At 59.0% G+C, this 16,525-nt stretch carries 9 protein-coding genes and 2 pseudogenes; 3 read left to right on the forward strand and 8 right to left on the reverse strand.

Annotation, left to right across the window (positions count from 1 at the left end):
* Window positions 1-53: 53 nt before the first annotated feature.
* The 8 genes and pseudogenes from D3226_RS11065 to D3226_RS14750 all read right to left on the reverse strand — a co-directional run.
* Window positions 54-1,052 carry a helix-turn-helix domain-containing protein gene (locus tag D3226_RS11065; protein ID WP_237462786.1) on the reverse strand — a complete coding sequence of 333 codons (999 nt, stop codon included), beginning with the start codon at window positions 1,050-1,052 and terminating at the stop codon, window positions 54-56.
* Window positions 1,053-1,063: 11 nt separating this feature from the next.
* Complete coding sequence (locus D3226_RS11070; protein ID WP_202382645.1) at window positions 1,064-2,332, reverse strand: MFS transporter; 1,269 nt, start codon at window positions 2,330-2,332, stop codon at window positions 1,064-1,066.
* The gene (locus tag D3226_RS11075) at window positions 2,329-3,984 is read right to left on the reverse strand and encodes an ABC-F family ATP-binding cassette domain-containing protein (RefSeq protein WP_202382646.1); all 1,656 of its coding nucleotides are present in this window, start codon (window positions 3,982-3,984) and stop codon (window positions 2,329-2,331) included. The genes D3226_RS11070 and D3226_RS11075 overlap by 4 nt, the downstream gene beginning before the upstream one ends.
* A gap of 311 nt (window positions 3,985-4,295) precedes the next feature.
* Window positions 4,296-5,284: pseudogene (locus D3226_RS11080) on the reverse strand (IS481 family transposase).
* Window positions 5,284-6,459 carry a chloramphenicol efflux MFS transporter Cmx gene (gene cmx, locus D3226_RS11085; RefSeq protein WP_202382647.1) on the reverse strand — a complete coding sequence of 392 codons (1,176 nt, stop codon included), beginning with the start codon at window positions 6,457-6,459 and terminating at the stop codon, window positions 5,284-5,286. Before cmx ends, D3226_RS11080 begins: the two are co-directional and overlap by 1 nt.
* A 21-nt stretch (window positions 6,460-6,480) precedes the next feature.
* Window positions 6,481-6,534, reverse strand: coding sequence for a chloramphenicol resistance leader peptide (locus D3226_RS15185; RefSeq protein WP_011113070.1), 54 nt, complete (start codon window positions 6,532-6,534; stop codon window positions 6,481-6,483).
* A gap of 489 nt (window positions 6,535-7,023) precedes the next feature.
* Entirely contained in the window at window positions 7,024-7,464 is a 441-nt protein-coding gene (locus D3226_RS14745) for a hypothetical protein (protein WP_237462877.1), read from the reverse strand.
* A 43-nt stretch (window positions 7,465-7,507) separates the two neighbouring features.
* Window positions 7,508-7,897: pseudogene (locus D3226_RS14750) on the reverse strand (DNA cytosine methyltransferase); the annotation flags it as partial.
* A 276-nt stretch (window positions 7,898-8,173) separates the two neighbouring features.
* Here D3226_RS14750 and mobF point away from each other — a divergent pair.
* The 3 genes from mobF (at window position 8,174) to D3226_RS11110 (ending at window position 15,888) form a co-directional block, all read left to right on the forward strand.
* Complete coding sequence (mobF, locus tag D3226_RS11100; protein ID WP_202382655.1) at window positions 8,174-11,722, forward strand: MobF family relaxase; 3,549 nt, start codon at window positions 8,174-8,176, stop codon at window positions 11,720-11,722.
* A 157-nt stretch (window positions 11,723-11,879) separates the two neighbouring features.
* Window positions 11,880-12,251: a sulfate permease gene (locus D3226_RS11105; RefSeq protein WP_237462787.1), complete on the forward strand. Its 372-nt coding sequence runs from the start codon at window positions 11,880-11,882 to the stop codon at window positions 12,249-12,251.
* A 115-nt stretch (window positions 12,252-12,366) separates the two neighbouring features.
* On the forward strand, window positions 12,367-15,888 hold the full coding sequence (locus D3226_RS11110) for an NACHT domain-containing protein (RefSeq protein ID WP_202382657.1): 3,522 nt from the start codon (window positions 12,367-12,369) through the stop codon (window positions 15,886-15,888).
* Window positions 15,889-16,525: the final 637 nt, after the last annotated feature.

Consider the following 16,525-nt stretch of genomic DNA (forward strand, 5'->3'; position numbering starts at 1 on the left):
TCACGGTGATTCAAGCGTCCAATCAGGGCGTTTTCACCCGGTGCGACGCACGTTTACTCCGGGTATGACGAAAAACGAGCCTTGTCACTGATAAGTCGGTACTCACTAGGTGAAACTCCGACACTGCGACGGAATTGACGCGCCGCAAAGTCAGAATCTCCCCACCCAACCTCCGATGCGATGCTTGCGATAGGAAAATCCGTAGTTCGTAAAAGTTCTATCATTTTCTCTACCCGCAACATGGTCAGATAAGCAATTGGTGACTTCCCGAATGCCTCGACGAAGATTCGGCGTAATTGCGATGTGGAAAGGTGTACAGAAGCAGCAATCTCAGAAATCGTCCACCGGGTACTCATCTGATTGCGGAGCATATCTGCAACTTCGCGCGCTTCAGTGCGCAACGGCCGAAATCGACGGTGACGGGGAAGCACTGGCAGCGATGTGCTTCGTTGGGTCGAGCTGATCCGCTCACCAGTCATCGCTAGCATCGGCACGACGATGTCCAAGATGGAGAACAGAAGTGCTTGCGCTCGATAAAATCTCTCAGGAGACACACCGTCAAGGCTCAACGCCGTTAGCTCGTCTAACCAAGGCATGAGCAGACCTGCACGCGCTTCACCGAGACGGACGACCTGAGCTGGCTCGGCATAGTTTGTTTCAAGAAAGGCGTTGGCATCGTGACGCGTGTTGAACTGTGCCGCATACTGCCAAAAAACTTGATCAATCAGGTACTCGCGATCAAGGTACAGAGTTGTAGTAGTGATCCCGCCCTCCGGCTCAGCACCGCATAATGTGTTCGCAGATAGGACGACAACGTCGCCAACATTGACGTGACGGCACCCGAACTCGCTGAAAAGTCGTGCGCCGCCGGCACGCACCACAATGAACGTTACGCAATCGAACGCGACTGGATCAATCGGAGCGTACAGCGATTGGGTGCGTGCTGTTAATGGTGAGTAATCCTTCCTATCGGTTGCGCGGGCAGCGTTCACCTTTTGACTTCGAGGTCGCATTTGCTCGAAGCCAAAAGGTGGCGCGTTCTCGGAAGTCAAGGAACTGAGCCTCAGTGAGTATCTAGCGGATGCGTCCTTTCGACAGTGCACATGTGTCCTGCACGGAGGACGATTGCTGCCAAAACGGGTGGCACGATGCCAGCGATTGTGAATATCACCGGTATGGGCACGAGCAACGAGAGCGGACCTGCGATGGCGATTGAGACTGGCATGAAAGCGATCGACACGAAGAAGTCGAGGCTCGCAACTCGGCCGATCATCTCTATCGGAACCAATCGCTGCAGCAAAGTTCCCCAGATGACGACGCCAGCTCCAGTCGCCGCGCCGACAACAAACAGCGCCGCGAGCATCACGATGAAGTTGTTAGCGACACCGATCACTACAAGCGGGAGGGTTCCTCCGCCCCAGCAAAGGATCATGAAAGTCAGATACCGGCGTGGGAGCTTCAGGGATGACACAGCTAGGGAACCGATGGCTCCACCGACACCGTAAGCAGCGAGGAGCAATCCGAAGGTAACCTCAGCATCGTCGAAACGATCGCGGGTCAGGAAAGGTAGGAGAACTTCAATCGGTCCTTGGATAAGGAGTGCAATTGAAGAGCCGAATATGAGAGTCCACAAGAGCCAACGAGTTCGAACGACATATTTCACTCCCGCACGTAGGTCTCCCCACACGCTCGCCCGCTCCTCGGGCGGAGCGGATAGCAACGCTTCGTTCCGATGGCTCAGGAAGAGAGTGATGATAAACCCGATCGCGTAGGAGCTTGCCACGAGTGCCGCCCCGATTGCGGGGAAGAATAGGCCGACGACCAGCCCGCCGAGGGCGGGACCAAGTCCTTGTCCCATCGACGGGCGCAAGGCGCCTTCGAGCCCATTGGCCGCGAGCAATTGATCGGAAGGGAGCACTTGCGGTAGATACGCGCTGTACGCGGGGTAAAAGAATGCGCTGCTTGCACCTATGACGAAGGATGCAGCACCGACATGCCAGAGTTCGATCATTCCTGTCATGGAGAGGGTCGCAACTCCGGTCATCATGACGGCAATGAGACCTTGCACCGTGATGATGATCTTTCGTTTGGAGAATCTGTCCGCGACCACGCCGCCTAGGATCGAGAAGAGGAACAGTCCTAAGCTCGTCCCTGTCGCCACGGCGGAGAGCGCAAGAGGGCTGTCATCAAGCGCCAGCACTTGGAAAACCATGACAATCGTCCACATGCCTGTGCCAAACACCTGAATCCCCATTGCCGCAAACAGGAGGCGGTAGTCACGAGAGGATAACGGTCGTAGTGCGCGCAGCCGGTTGGGGGTCTGCTCAATCATGCTGCCACCTCGCTCGTGATCGTGGCGGAAAGTGAGAGCCGGGGCCATGCCTCTGTGTCTCGTAGGAGTTGTCGGTCATGGGTGGACAGGACGACCGCGGCTTGGGTAGTTCCCAAGGCATCGGTGAGCTCGTCGACCAGAGCGATCGACAGGTGATTTGTGGGTTCGTCGAGGAGAAGCACATGGGGCCGCGTCGCGAGTGTTAGCGCAAGGTCAAGACGACGTTGTTGCCCCATGGAAAGCTCGCCGACCCGCTTGGCTGTCTCATGCGGTTTCAGAAGGCCCAGCTGAGACAACCCAACTACCTGCGATTCGGGCAGCGTTCCTGCGTTGACGAGCGACGCAATGTGATTTGCGTAAATTTCACTTACCCGGCGCCCAAGAGGTAAGTCAGTCTCTTGGCGAAGGAAGGCAATGCGGGTGTTCTCTGGACGGTGCACGGCGCCGGTGTCTGGCTGCAGTTCCCCGCTCAGCACGCCCAAGAGGGTCGATTTGCCAGCACCGTTGGGGCCGGTCACGACCAGACGATCACTGCGAGAGAGAGAAACAGTCACCAGTGGAGTGAGCCGTCCTGCAACGCTGATTCCATCCGCCCTTAGCAAGATGGTCCCGGTTCGAGCCTCGAGCTCTGGGAAGCGGAAGATATGCGGCGGCTGCGGAACCGAGATGGCGTGCCCTTCCAGCGCTTCCTGTCGCCGACGCACGCTTTGAACCAGGCCCCCCGCGCGGGTCGCTCGCCCATGCTTGTTCGTCCCTTTCTCCGGGCGCCACCCTGAAATGAGTCGATTCTGGGCGGTGCTCAGGCTGGCCTGCAGCCTTGCGTGCTCGATTTGTTGGCGCTCGTACTCCAGCTCCCAGCGCTCCCGTTCGGCCGCGCGACCTTCCCGGTATCCGATGTAGCCGTTGCCATAGATACGCGGTCGACCATCGGGCGTAGGATCGAGATCGATGATCGTCTCGGCGATATCGATCAGCAGCGCACGATCGTGGCTGACCACGATAACCCCGCCGGCACGTGAGCGGAGCTGAGCGGTGAGGAAGTCGAGCCCCTCGCGGTCGAGGTGATTAGTTGGCTCGTCCAACAGAATAAAATCATGGTCTGCTCCGAGTAGACACGCCAGGCGCACTCGATACCGTTGCCCCACAGATAATGCTGAGAGATGCCGCGTCAGGTCGGTCTCAGCTCCGAGAGCCTCGAGAGCAATAAGCACACGACGCTCCGCGTCCCACGCGTCGAGTGCATCTGCCGTCTCCAGTGCGGTTGCGTACCAGTCGTCCGCACCGTCCTTGTGTTGTGTGAGGGCAGATGATGCAGCATCAAGGTCAGACAGCGCTGCGAGCGGCGCGGCGATTGCCTCTGCAACGACCTGTCCCACAGTTCGGTTCTCGTCAGCGGTCATTTCTTGTTCGGCGAGACCGACTGTGCCGATCAAATGGACAGCTCCACTGTCAGGCGACAGTTCACTGGCAATCACGTGGAGAAGAGAGGTCTTGCCTCGGCCGTTCTCACCGACGATGGCCACACGAGAGGATGGCCTTACCACGAGGTTCACATCGTAGAGAACATGTGTTGTGCCGCGAGTTAGAGAGACGTTCGTTGCGATTAATTGTGCGCGATGGCGCGCCGGATGACGGTTGGTTGGGGTAAGCATGTGAATCCTTCGAAACAGCAGGCTGAGTGCACAGAGGCACTAAGCGCACAAGATGACGGCGACCCAGAAAATGGGTCAAAAAAGCGGCCTCCACGAACTCGGAGATACTCAACGAGCGTGGTGAGCCTGCTCAGCCGTTACAGAAAGTACAGATGCATGCCACTACTCTAGCGCATGAGTATCTGGAGTTGTGCTTGCCCGGGCTATGGGTGTATGTGCCTAAGAGTGCAGGGACGGACTCAAGTCGTCGGGACCGCTGAACGACCGGGTCCATGTCTGGTGTTGCAGTACTCGGGTCACGTCGACGGCAGCTAAGTGTGATGCCCAGGGACGTCGTTGAGTCTGTCGAAGGGTGCGCCACCAATTGCAGAGTGGTGTCGATGGTGGTTGTAGAAATGGAGCCAGCCGGGCAGCGCCAGGCGTCGTTCGGCTTCTGAACCGTAAAACTTGGCATAGGCCCAGCCGTCCCCGAGCGTGCGGTGGAATCGCTCGATCTTCCCGTTCGTTTGCGGACGGTAGGGGCGTGTCCGCTTGTGTCGGATGCCGACCCGAGCGCAGAAGTCCCTCCATACGTGGGATCTATATGCCGACCGTTGTCGGATAGGACTCGCTCGACGGTCACGCCTCGTTCGGCGAACCAGGCCACGGCGCGTTCGAGAACTCCCACCGCTGTGCTCACCTGCTCATCCGACCAGATTTCTGCGTATGCGACGCGGGAGTGGTCGTCGATGACTGTGTGAACGAACGCCGTCCCGGTGCGCGGCTTGTGATCTTTTCCTCGTGGTAATCCCGGAGTCGCGAGCTTGTTCCGTGCGCCTTGCTGCCGACCTACGTAACGATGTCCACCGCCGTCGGGGATGTTGCCGAACTTCGTGACATCGACATGAATCAACAATCCCGGATAAGGATGCTCATATCGCCGCAATGGCTCGCCAGTGACACGATCGATATGCGAGAGGCGGTTCACGCGGCAACGGACGAGGACCGCGTGAACAGTCGACGTCGAGAGACCAAGTCGCGCAGCGATCGGGGCTGGCCCCAGTCGAAGCCGCCAGCGCAGGTTGATGATCTTCTTCTTGACATGCTCGGGCGTCCTGCCTGGGATCCGGTGCGGCTTGCTGGAGCGATCCTGCATCCCAAACTCACCCTCTTCCCGGTAGCGACCGGCCCATTTCCGGGCAGTGATCGGGGAGATCATGAACATTTTTGCGGCGATCGTGGCCGGATAGCCGTCTTCGACAATCAGCCGGGCTAACCGGAGACGGGCACGAGGAGTGAGAAGAGCGTTCGGATGGGTCATCAATTGGCCTCCGCCGCGGTCTTCGTAAGCGCGCGCCCTGCGAGAAGCATGATGACGAGAGCGATCGCTGTCAGCACAGAAGCGACCCAAACCGGCGCGAGCAGCCCCAGCCCGGTCGCGAGCCCGAACGCACCAAGCGCGGGCCCCGCGGCAGCTCCGATATTCAATGCTGCGGTTGCGTACGAACCGCCCATCGTTGGCGCACCCGATGCTGCATACAGCACACGCGTGATCAGAGTGCTGCCGACGCCGAACGACAGGAAGCCCTGAATGAGGACGAGGACGATAAGCGCAACGGGATGGGATGCGACCACTGCCAACACGATCCAGCCTGTCAGCAATAGCGGTCCGCCGGCTGCGAGCACGAGGCCAGGTCGTTGATCTGATAGTCGTCCTGCGATCGTGACGCCAAGGAACGATCCGATGCCGAACATCACCAGCGCGACGGACACCCACGCTTCGGCCAAGCCCGCGGTCTCGGTCACGATGGGTGCCAGGAACGTGAATGCCGCAAAGGTCCCTCCGTTGATCAGCGCTCCGAGTGCCATGGCCAGGATGAGCCGTGGCGTCGCCAACTGGCTGAGCTCGACACGGAGCCTTGGTGAGGTCGCGCTAGTCGCGCTCCGACCAACATTGTTCGTGACGCCACGAATGACTCCAACTGCCGCGGGAATACAGAGGATGGCGATCGCCCAGAACGTCGTTCGCCAGCCCAGCGCTGTGCCGAGCAGTGCCCCGGCGGGGACGCCCACGACGGTTGCGATCGTCGTGCCGGAGAGCAGGATCGACAGTGCACGCCCCTTCTGGTTCGCTGGCACGAGGGTTGTGGCCGTGCTCAGTGCTACGGCGAGGAATCCCGCGTTTGCGAGAGCGCTGAGCACCCGGGTGATGAGCAGGAGAGAGAACACTGGTGTCATCGCTCCGATGACGTGGCTTCCCGCGAACACGAGAAGGCAGACGATCAATGTGAGCCGCGGTGGCCAACGGCGAGCGAATGCCGCCATCACTGGCGCGCCGACGACCATACCGACCGCGAATGCGGAGGTCAGCAGGCCCGCAGTGCCGACCGAGACGTCAAGTTCGGTCGCGATCGCGGGGAGCAATCCCGCGAGCATGAATTCTGAAGTGCCCATGACGAAGACCGCCAGGGCAAGCATGTAGAGAGCAAAAGGCATCGAGTACTCCGAGGTGTGAGATCAAGAGATGGTTCTTCTTGTCACCACGGCCAGCGCCCCGGGTACGCCAGACATACGCCCACACAGATCGTGGGCGTCGTAACTAGTGGTTCAAGGGGCTGGCGGTGTGACCGACAACCCCTGACCTGTCTGATTCGGGACTCGACATGCCCTAAACTCTACATGCCTTCAATGGCGAGCGGTCTGGATAGATACTTCTTGAATCGGCACGATGTCATGGCGCGCGGGGGCAGAACAACGTCCCTGGACATCACAGCTAGGTCCCTCTGGGGCCAATGAAACGGTAGGGAGGCGGGGGTTCGACGTTCCAGTTCATAGCGGTACGGCTAACACGGAGGGCAACAATAGCCTGCTCGGGGAGAACGCCGTTGCCGAGAGCGGCAAGCTGCTGGCTCGCGGTGAGCCCAAAACGGGCATGAGTAACCCACCCAGCTTGTAATCCCATGAGCCATTCAACGAACTCTGGTGCAGGTCGGGGGCCAGCCGTATCGCTCAGAATCGCTGGTGCCGGTGCCCGACGGCCGGTGCGTTGCTCCCACAGGGTCACTGCCTCGGCGTACCGTCCCCATCGTTGAAGAGCTGCCCTATCAGGTTCCACAGGCTCTCGAGCTCGTCGGCTCGCGGGTATCCGTCCGGTCCGTGGAGGGCGAGGTCGATGATCTGATGGCTGAGCGCTATGGTCCCGCGTCTCGCCTTGACCTGCTGCAAACTCTCTCCGCCACGGGACGCGTCTGACGCGAGCGGCGTTCGAAAAAGTGCGGTGGGCGAGGATGAAGACGCGATATCGGGGGTGGGGTGCACCGATGGCGGAAGCGGGTAGACCGATCCATTGCGCGTCATACCTGAGGTCGGCCAGATCTCCGAGAACTGCTCCTGCCGCCCGAAGAGGTCGGCGTTCGGTTTCTCCCAAATGCCAAAGGTCTGGTTCCACATCGCAAGGGGGTGCTGTATCGAGATTTGCATGCCTGGAGTTTCGTTGCTCATTGTCGTTTCCTTCGAGATTGGCACGGATCGCGCGTGCGGAGAGTAGCCCGCGGACGTTTTCGATCACTACCCACTGGGGTTGCAGCGTTTCAATCGCATCTGCCATGTGCGTCCAGAGGCCAGAGCGGGTGCCTGGTACGAGGCCGGCCATCTTCCCGACGGTAGAAACATCTTGGCAAGGGAACCCGCCACAAAGGATGTCCACCGGCGGGACGGTGTTCCAGTCGATGGTGGTGATGTCGCCGAGATTCGGAGCATCCGGCCAGTGGTGGGAGAATACGCGGGCGATGGGTTCGTTGATCTCGGAGAACCAGATCGTCCTCGCGTGGAAGACGTCCTCGACGGCGAGATCGAGCCCGCCGTACCCAGAGAAGAGCGACCCGACGCGCATCGGCGCGTGCGGATCGTTGAGTGGTTGGTCTGCCACGAGCATGCCTCCTAGTAGTGAGATCCTCAGAGCTCAACTGCTGCTTAGAGATGGTCACTCACCAGGTGCACGAACCACCCCGTCTGCCGATGCTCAGCAGATCCGACCCAGGTCAAGCTGGCCGCCGCCGGCACCCAGTGCTTTCGATTTCTCGCGGTTCGCTCGAACGCGCTGTCACGCCTCTTGCAAGCGAGGTCCGCCGCTGTTCGCGAGTCAACTCAAAGTTGACCGTTCCGACGGTTACTGACGCTCACCTCGTCAGCAAGACGAAGGCAGTGTGTGATGACGGTTTCGATGCGGGTGATGTCCGCCGGCGACGGTTACAAGTACCTCCTGCGCACCGTTGCTGCGGGTGACGGTGACCGGATGCTCTCGACACCTTTGACCCGTTACTACTCAGAAAAGGGCAGTCCTCCTGGTCGGTGGCTTGGCTCCGCGGTTACCGCCCTTGGAGGTGGTGCGATCGTCGTGGGTGATCAGGTCACTGAGGCTCAGCTTCAACTCCTGATCGGTAGGGGTGTTGACCCTGTGACAGGTGATCCGCTCGGGAGTGCGTATCGGAACTATCCGACGGTGACCGAGCGCATCCAACAACGCACCACCGCACTTGATCCCGAACTCGCGCTGACGGAGCGCGCGGAGGCGGTCGCCGCAATCGAGAGGGAAGAGACCATGAAGGGGTCGCGGAAGGCCGTTGCGGGGTTCGACTTCACGTTCTCAATTCCGAAGTCCGCGTCGGTGCTGTGGGCGGTGTCGGATGCGGGCATGCAATCGCTGATTGCGGACGCGCACCACGCAGCGGTTGCGGAGATGGTTGCGTTCATCGAACGCGAAGTTGCAGCAACCCGCGTCGGCGCGGCAGGGCGCAACGGGGCGGTTGCGCAAGCAGATGTGACGGGGGTGATCGCAACCGCGTTCGACCATTACGATTCCCGCGCGGGCGACCCGCATCTGCACACGCATGTAGTGATCTCAAACAAGGTGCAGACCGCGCATGACGGAAAGTGGCGATCCCTCGACGGCCGCCCCCTGCACGCCGCAACGGTCGCGTTATCGGAATTGCATGAGGCTGTGTTTGCTGACCACCTCACTCGCGCCTTTGGTGTCGAGTGGGAGTCACGAGACAAGGGACACGATCGGAACCCGGCGTGGGCAATTAGTACGGTGCCGGAGGAGCTTGTGGCTGAGTTCTCCACTCGTGCGCGCCATATCGACTTAGAAACTGATCGCCTGATCGAGCAGTACGTCGCTACTCATGGGCGTCGGCCGACGCTGGCGGTAATCGTGCGGTTACGCGCACAGGCCACGCTCGCCACCCGACCTGAGAAGCAGGTTCGTTCGCTCGCAGATCTCACTTCTGTGTGGCGTGCACGCGCGACACACCTCCTTAGTAGAGACGCCACCACTTGGGCGCGCGCGGTTGCTGCGAATAATGCGCCGCAGTTACTACGTGCGGATGATATGCCGCTCGATGTCGTCGCGGCCCTCGGGCACAGCGTGGTCGAAGCGGTTGGAGAGAAACGATCGACATGGCGCAGATGGAATCTCACCGCCGAAGCCGCACGTCAAACCATGCAATTCAGGTTCGTCACGACCAGAGACCGCGAAGCGATCGTCGGAATGGTAGTGGACGCCGCCGAACAGTCATCCCTCCGGTTAACTCCGCCCGAGCTGGCATCGAGCCCTGCTGTGTATCGTCGGCAAGACGGCACGAGCACGTTCCGCCCGAAGTCCTCGACCGTGTACTCCTCAGAAGAGCTCCTCGCTGCGGAAGACCGACTCCTCAAACGCGCCAAGACCACCACCGCACCAACGCTGCACGTCGAAGTCGTGGAGAAAGTCACCTCCCGGCCCGACAGTGAAGGGCGAATACTTGGCGAGGATCAGGCCACCGCGCTTGCGGCGGTCGCCGTGTCAGGCCGGGTGGTGGACGTACTGGTTGGCCCCGCAGGTGCCGGGAAGACGACGGCCATGCGTGCGCTCCGCACGGCCTGGGAGGGTGAGCATGGACTCGACAGCGTGGTTGGGCTCGCGCCGTCGGCGGTCGCGGCGCAGGTCCTCGCCGATGACCTCGGTATCCAAACCGAGAACACCGCGAAATGGTGGGACATCCACCAGCGAACCAGCGCACCGTTTCGCAAAGATCAGCTGGTCATCATCGATGAAGCATCCCTCGCCGGAACCTTCTCCCTCGACCGCATCACCTCTCTTGCTCAACAGTCTGGGGCGAAGGTGCTGCTGGTGGGCGACTGGGCACAGCTCCAATCCGTCACCGCCGGTGGCGCATTCGCCCTCCTCGTTCACGACCGCGACGACGCCCCCGAGCTGGTCGACGTGCACCGCTTCGTCAACGCCTGGGAGAAGATCGCATCCCTCGACCTCCGCCACGGCCGTACCGAAGCGATCGATGCCTACTCAGACCGCGGACGCATCCTCGGTGGCGATACTGAGACGATGATCGATGCCGCCTACACCGCCTGGCGTACCGACACCCTCGCCGGGGTCGCGTCTGTGCTGATCGCCGATTCTAATGAGTCAGTCCACGCCTTGAACCAGCGTGCCCGCGCCGACCTGATCCTCGATGGCACCGTGAACGCCCTCCGCGAAGTCGAACTCCCCAACGACTCCCGAGCAGCCGTTGGGGATTTGATCATCACCCGTCGCAATGACAGACGACTCCGCGCCGGGCGCGGATGGGTACGCAACGGAGACCGGTGGGCTGTCACCGATGTTCGTGATGACGGATCGCTCACCGTCCGCCGCGCCGGCTCCCGCGGGGTCGTAATGTTGCCTGCCGGATATGTTGCCGAACATGTTGAGCTCGGGTACGCGGTGACCGCGCACCGAGCCCAAGGCATCACCACAGACACAGCCCACCTCCTCGCTGACCCCAGCACCACGAGGGAGAACCTGTATGTCGCGATGACTCGCGGCCGGGACATGAATCGGATGTACGTTGCCACCGACCGGCCCGACGACGCCCACGATGGCCCGCACCCCACCGACAACCCTGATGCAACAGCACGAAGCGTGCTCTACGGAGTTCTCCAGCACGTCGGCGCGGAACTGTCAGCGCACGAGATGATCATCGCCGAACAAGAACAATGGGGATCGGTGGCGCAACTCGCAGCAGAGTACGAAACCATCGCCCAAGCCGCCCAACACGACCGTTGGGCAACCCTCATCCGCGACTCCGGTCTCACTCCAGAGGAAGCAGAAGACACTATCCAATCCGACACATTCGGTGCGCTCACCGCAGAGCTCCGCCGTGCGGAAGCGAACCATCACAACGTAGCCGCACTCATGCCGCGCCTCGTCGCGGCCCGAGGCTTCAGCGACGCCGACGATATTGCCTCTGTGCTCCATCACCGTCTCTCGCGCGCTGTCGCCCGGCCCGCTGGACCTGGCCGCACCCGCAAACCAGCACGCTTGATAGCCGGACTCATCCCCGAAGCGACCGGTTCGATGAGCAACGACATGCGGAAGGCCCTTACCGAACGACGAGACCTGATCCGGTACCGGGCCGATGCAATCCTCGAGCAAGCAATCGCAGAAGGGCAGAGCTGGGTCATCGCGCTCGGAGAAACACCCGTTGGCGCTAGTTCCGCGGCAACCTGGCGGGAGCACGCCCGAACGGTGGCTTCGTATCGCGACCGCTATGGCATCACTACGAAGACCCCGCTCGGCGCAGCAGCGGACAGTGACGCTCAGAAGATCGATGCCGCACGAGCCAAAGCAGCGGTATTACGACTTCAGGAACTCACAATCACGGATTCCAGTGATGGTCGGTCACGAGCGGTACAACGCGAGAGTTCCAGTCGGGCATTGTGAATGCTCCTCCACAGCACCTCTTCCGAATGTCGTTGGCGCGTCGTACCCTTGAAGGGAGGCGGCTTCCTCCTTGATATGACGCTCCTAGAGCAGGCTACGGCCACTCACACACGCACCGCTTCCGTTAATCCGTCGTGCATGTGAGAGGAATCCCGTCATGATCCGCCAACTCTGGACTCTCAGCGTCCACACCCGCACATTCCTGCGCCGCTACATGCCCACCAACCTCCTCCTCGACATCATCCGCACCAGACGAGGCTTGAAATGGGGCATCCCCACTATGTTCCTCTCCGTGCCCTACCTCCTGGCCGCGGGCACGCTTACAACAGTCATCGCAGAGGGCGGCCCTGGATGGCTCAACCTCCTTGTGTTCATTTGCTTCTGGAATGCAATAAAGCTCATCATTATGGGACCAGTCAGCCTGGTCCTGCTGATTCGCGCACGCATCCGTGCAGCCTTCACAAGCTCAACTGGACAGCCAGAGTCCAACGGGTTGATCGCGCACTCGCCCAGATCATTGCCCAAATAGCCGCCTTCGTAACTGTCGAGCCATACATTCTAATAGCGCGAAGAGCTTGGCCGATAGAGTTCTCTTAAATGGGGCACTGCTGTGAAGTCCACGCGCCCTTGCAATTTGGAGGGCGATGTCGAACGGGAATACTGGTGGTGCAGCCAACGAACTCGGTAGCCTACACAGGAGTGGAGCGGCCGCCTATCTAGCGGTTCACGGGATGCTCGGCCGACCTGTCGAAGGACGCCCCGGTGCGATCCCAGCCCGTATTTATCTGGAAGCGTCTGAGGCCGTTGACGACATCGTTGTCGAGATGATCGATGGCTCGAAGTGGTACCTACAGTGCAAACGTTCAGCAGGAGTAGATGCTGCTTTGCGGGCGACCCTTTCTCAGTGGTGCCGGCAGACGTATGCTCCGGGAGACCGGCTGGGTTTAGTTGCACATCAGTTTCGCGGTGATCTTCGCGTCATTCAGAAAGTGATCGACCAGCTGAACGATGATAATGCCGCACCGCTGAATGATGGGCAGATCAAGATCCATGCCATGTTGAAGCGCGAACTCATAGCAGCAGGTTGCGCAGATGCTGACGAGATGGTTCATGACGCCTTGTTCTTTCTCTGCGCAACAGACTCTCCGGTCGATGCTCAGCAGCAGATTGCATGCGCACTTCTAGGACAGGTTGTGGCGACTAGCGAAACCGGTTCGGCGTTTCGCGCGCTACGAAGCTGGATGCAAGAATCGGCAGCAAACAGGCGCTGGACAGACATGACCGACTGGATGACGGCTCTTGATGGCGCTGGCTTAGAAATCACTGCTGAAATAGGTGGTGCGCCAGTTGCGGCCACCGAGGCTAAGCGACGGGCAGTTCGCGCATACCGTGAGGTCGTTTCACGACGTCGTGATCTGATTTCACTTTCGTCATTGAGTCCTGGAATTGGAGATGTGAATGTCGATGATTTGCTAAAGGATTGGCAGGTTCGGTGGGGTTCTGGATCAACCCCTGCGAACCTCATTCATGTAGCTCGCCGCAACACACGATTTGTTCTAACTGGCTTACCTGGCCTAGGAAAGAGCGAGGCGTTACGCCAACTCGCTGCATTTCTTGCGTCAGACGTTAAAGCTCCCGTACCCATTCTTATTGATCTAAAGGAATCACTTTCGACGGTTCGTTCCGGGGCCTCAATTACCCTTGACAGCCTACTTCGCCAGGCCTCCAGCCTCGTGGGGGGCATCGAACCAGTCGTGACGACATCCGCCTTGCGGGAAGCACTCCTCTCCGGGAATGCCATTCTCATCGTTGATGGGCTTGACGAAGCCAGAAGTAAGCGAGGAGATTTCGCGGCTCATCTCGCGAGGATCCTCCAAGACCTACCCCCAGCAACCGGCTTCATACTGTCGACTCGACCAAGCGCGGTGGATGCTGCACTTCAGCTGGGGCTCCCCACTGTCGAGCTAGAATCACCAACGAGTCTAGACAGGTCTTTACCCGCAATCATCGGCGCCCTCGCCCCAACAAATATTGCCGGTCGTGAAGCCTGGATCGAGGAACGAACTAGGCGATTGCAGACAGCCTCACAACGAGCTGACGACATATGGAAAGTTCCGCTACTGGCGACATTCGCAACGCTCCGAATCGTGAATGATGAGAGCGAGACAACAAACTCGGTCGAGCTTCTAAGCAACGTGATCGACGACAGCATCATGACTTGGGAACGCCTCAAGTCGAGCCACTCAGATGGTCTTGACACTGAGATGCGCTCCTCAATGCTGACGGAGGGCTTCGTGACTATTGGATGCCTAATCAACACAGCAGCAGTAGCAACAGTTACTGCTGCTGAAGCAGCTGTGGAACAGCAGCTCGAACCCTGGAACTTTGCCAAACCACTCAGAGAACAGCTGGCACGACAGGTCGTTCACTTTTGGGACGAACGAGTCGGTGTGTTCGTCAAGAATGGCGAAGAACTTATAGCTCGAAGCCGTCAGTTCGCGGAACTTGCTGATGCACGCCGAGCGGGAAACCTACCTGATTCGGAGAAGAAGTCCTGGATCTTGGCTGCCCTAGAAGACGCTGATCTAAGACAGACCGTGCAACTTGCGGTGCAGAACGACTATTCACTTCGTTTACACCTCCTGGAAGCTGCGGAACCGGGGGCTCCGGAGCTTACGCGCAATCGGGCGGTTCAGTGGGTAAATGGATTCGCGGGGAACTGGCCAGGCGCAGCGACAGCGACAGCGACAGCGACAGCGACAGCGACAGCGACAGAAAAACGAATCATCGATCTAATTGCAGATGCTGCCGAAGATCACTTGATGCCAGCAGCACCTGGAACGTCCTTCATCGAGCGCATCACAAGTTATACCAGTGACAGCGGCGGTTGGCACTTTGCTATCCAACTAGCTAGGTTCAGTCCGACAGCAGCGCACAGAGCACACCACCGCAACCGTCTCTTGGGACTTTCAGTCACTGGTCAACAACGCGAACTTCTAGAACTCTACATAGTGCTCACAGAAGCTAAGAGACTACAGCGCGCTCTAGACCAGGACGAGGTTACGCGAATAACCGCTCTGCTGAATTCGCCGAAACCAGCGAAACCTCCAACTAAGACTTCAGAGAGCACTATAGAGATTAGCGCCGATATGTGGTTCATGGAGGGCGCTGCCGACGTGATAAAACTGGCGGTCGAATACGTGGATCAACTGCCGGAGGGTTCGTCCGACAAATTTGTAGAGTTGGCAAAGGGCATGAACCACGGAACTTTCGAAAAAGTGACGACTGAGCTCTCACAACGTGGGTACAAGGTTGATCTTTCCAATTTGTATCCAGCATTCGAACGATTGGCCGGTATTACGGACCTCTTCGCTGACAAGCATGGGCTCGGGTGGCTCTTGAGGATATTGGCGGATTGGCCCGAAGAAGACAACCCAGGGATTGCTCCCGAACCCTGGCGTTGGGGAGAACTCTCAGAGCTTGTGTCCGTAATCCGATGGGGCGAGTCGACGGTAGGAAGCATGCAACAGCTTTTAGATACTCCTCAGGAACTTCAGCAGATCTGGATCGAAGCAGTTGTCGATGCCTATGGACTCGATCGTGGACGACTCGCATCGGAAGCGCGGGCGATCCTGCTTGAAGATGGTGACGAGATTCTTAGTCAGATCTGTACTCCTAGTCTTTCTACGCGCAAAACAGTTCGGACTTTGGGTTGCGATGCGGCCACCTTGCTCGCAAAGTGTTTTGCTTCGGGCTCTGAAGACATCGTTACCCTGGCCGCCCATCTAACCATCAATACCGCCTGCTCGGGAGTTAGCTCGGTGATTGAAGAGCTTGATGTTCGTATGACATGGCAGGGACGTTTCCTCAGTACTGCGGTATCGATTGCTACATCAGTGGAACGCGATGAGCTCATCGAGCGATATCGACGATCCGGAAGCCCTCAGCGTGCAGCAGTTGCACTAATCGTCGTTTCTTTATCGGCTGAATACCCGGATTTGTTATCTCAGCTGCGTGAGGACCGTGATGCGGCGGTCCGCTTCCATTGCGCTGGTGATGCTCGTCTGGCTGAGGTCTGGACATGTCGTCACTGCTTCACCGAGAATCCAATCACTCAGGATTCTTGCGAAGAGTGTCACTTCAATTGCTCATGGTTTAACCAATAGGCGCTGCGTCAAAGTATCGACTTCGGGTCAGGCAAGAGGCATCCACGAGTACGGATGACGCCTTCATCCTCGACAGTTGCCTAGCAACCTAAGGTCAGGAAGCCACTACCTACTGCTCTCAAATGGATCAATGACGCTGTGAATCCCACACTGCGCGCAGATGAAAGCAATGCGAATCCCGTTGCCAGTTGTGAAGGGATCAGGCTCGCAGTCGCTACCGCATTGAGAGCAAGTGCGGTAGGCCTCGTCGACGGAATCCTGCACGTATTCGAGGGTACTGTGTTTTGTCCTCTGCTGAGTTATTTCCACCGGATACACCCGTTGGCAACCGAACTTCAGTTCTCCCACGAGAGATTTGGTACCAAATTTTGCCTCACTGGATGCCGTCGATACCCATCCTGAGACAGACCAGCCATAGATCGTCTAGGGATATTCGGTAGGAATATCCATTGCGAAGCTGCCCCCTAAACACGGAGGACCAGATAGTTCGGCACTGAAGGCTGGACTGGATAGCATCAGTTCAATGGCCACCACTAGGTTTGTGAAGCGGCTGGCCCTGCTGGGAAGGAATAAGAGATCAAATTAGGCGAAACAGGCATCAATCTACGAGTGCGACTTCACTTACTCACATCACTGT

Source organism: Leucobacter chromiireducens subsp. chromiireducens (assembly GCF_016758255.1).
GTDB lineage: Bacteria > Actinomycetota > Actinomycetes > Actinomycetales > Microbacteriaceae > Leucobacter > Leucobacter chromiireducens.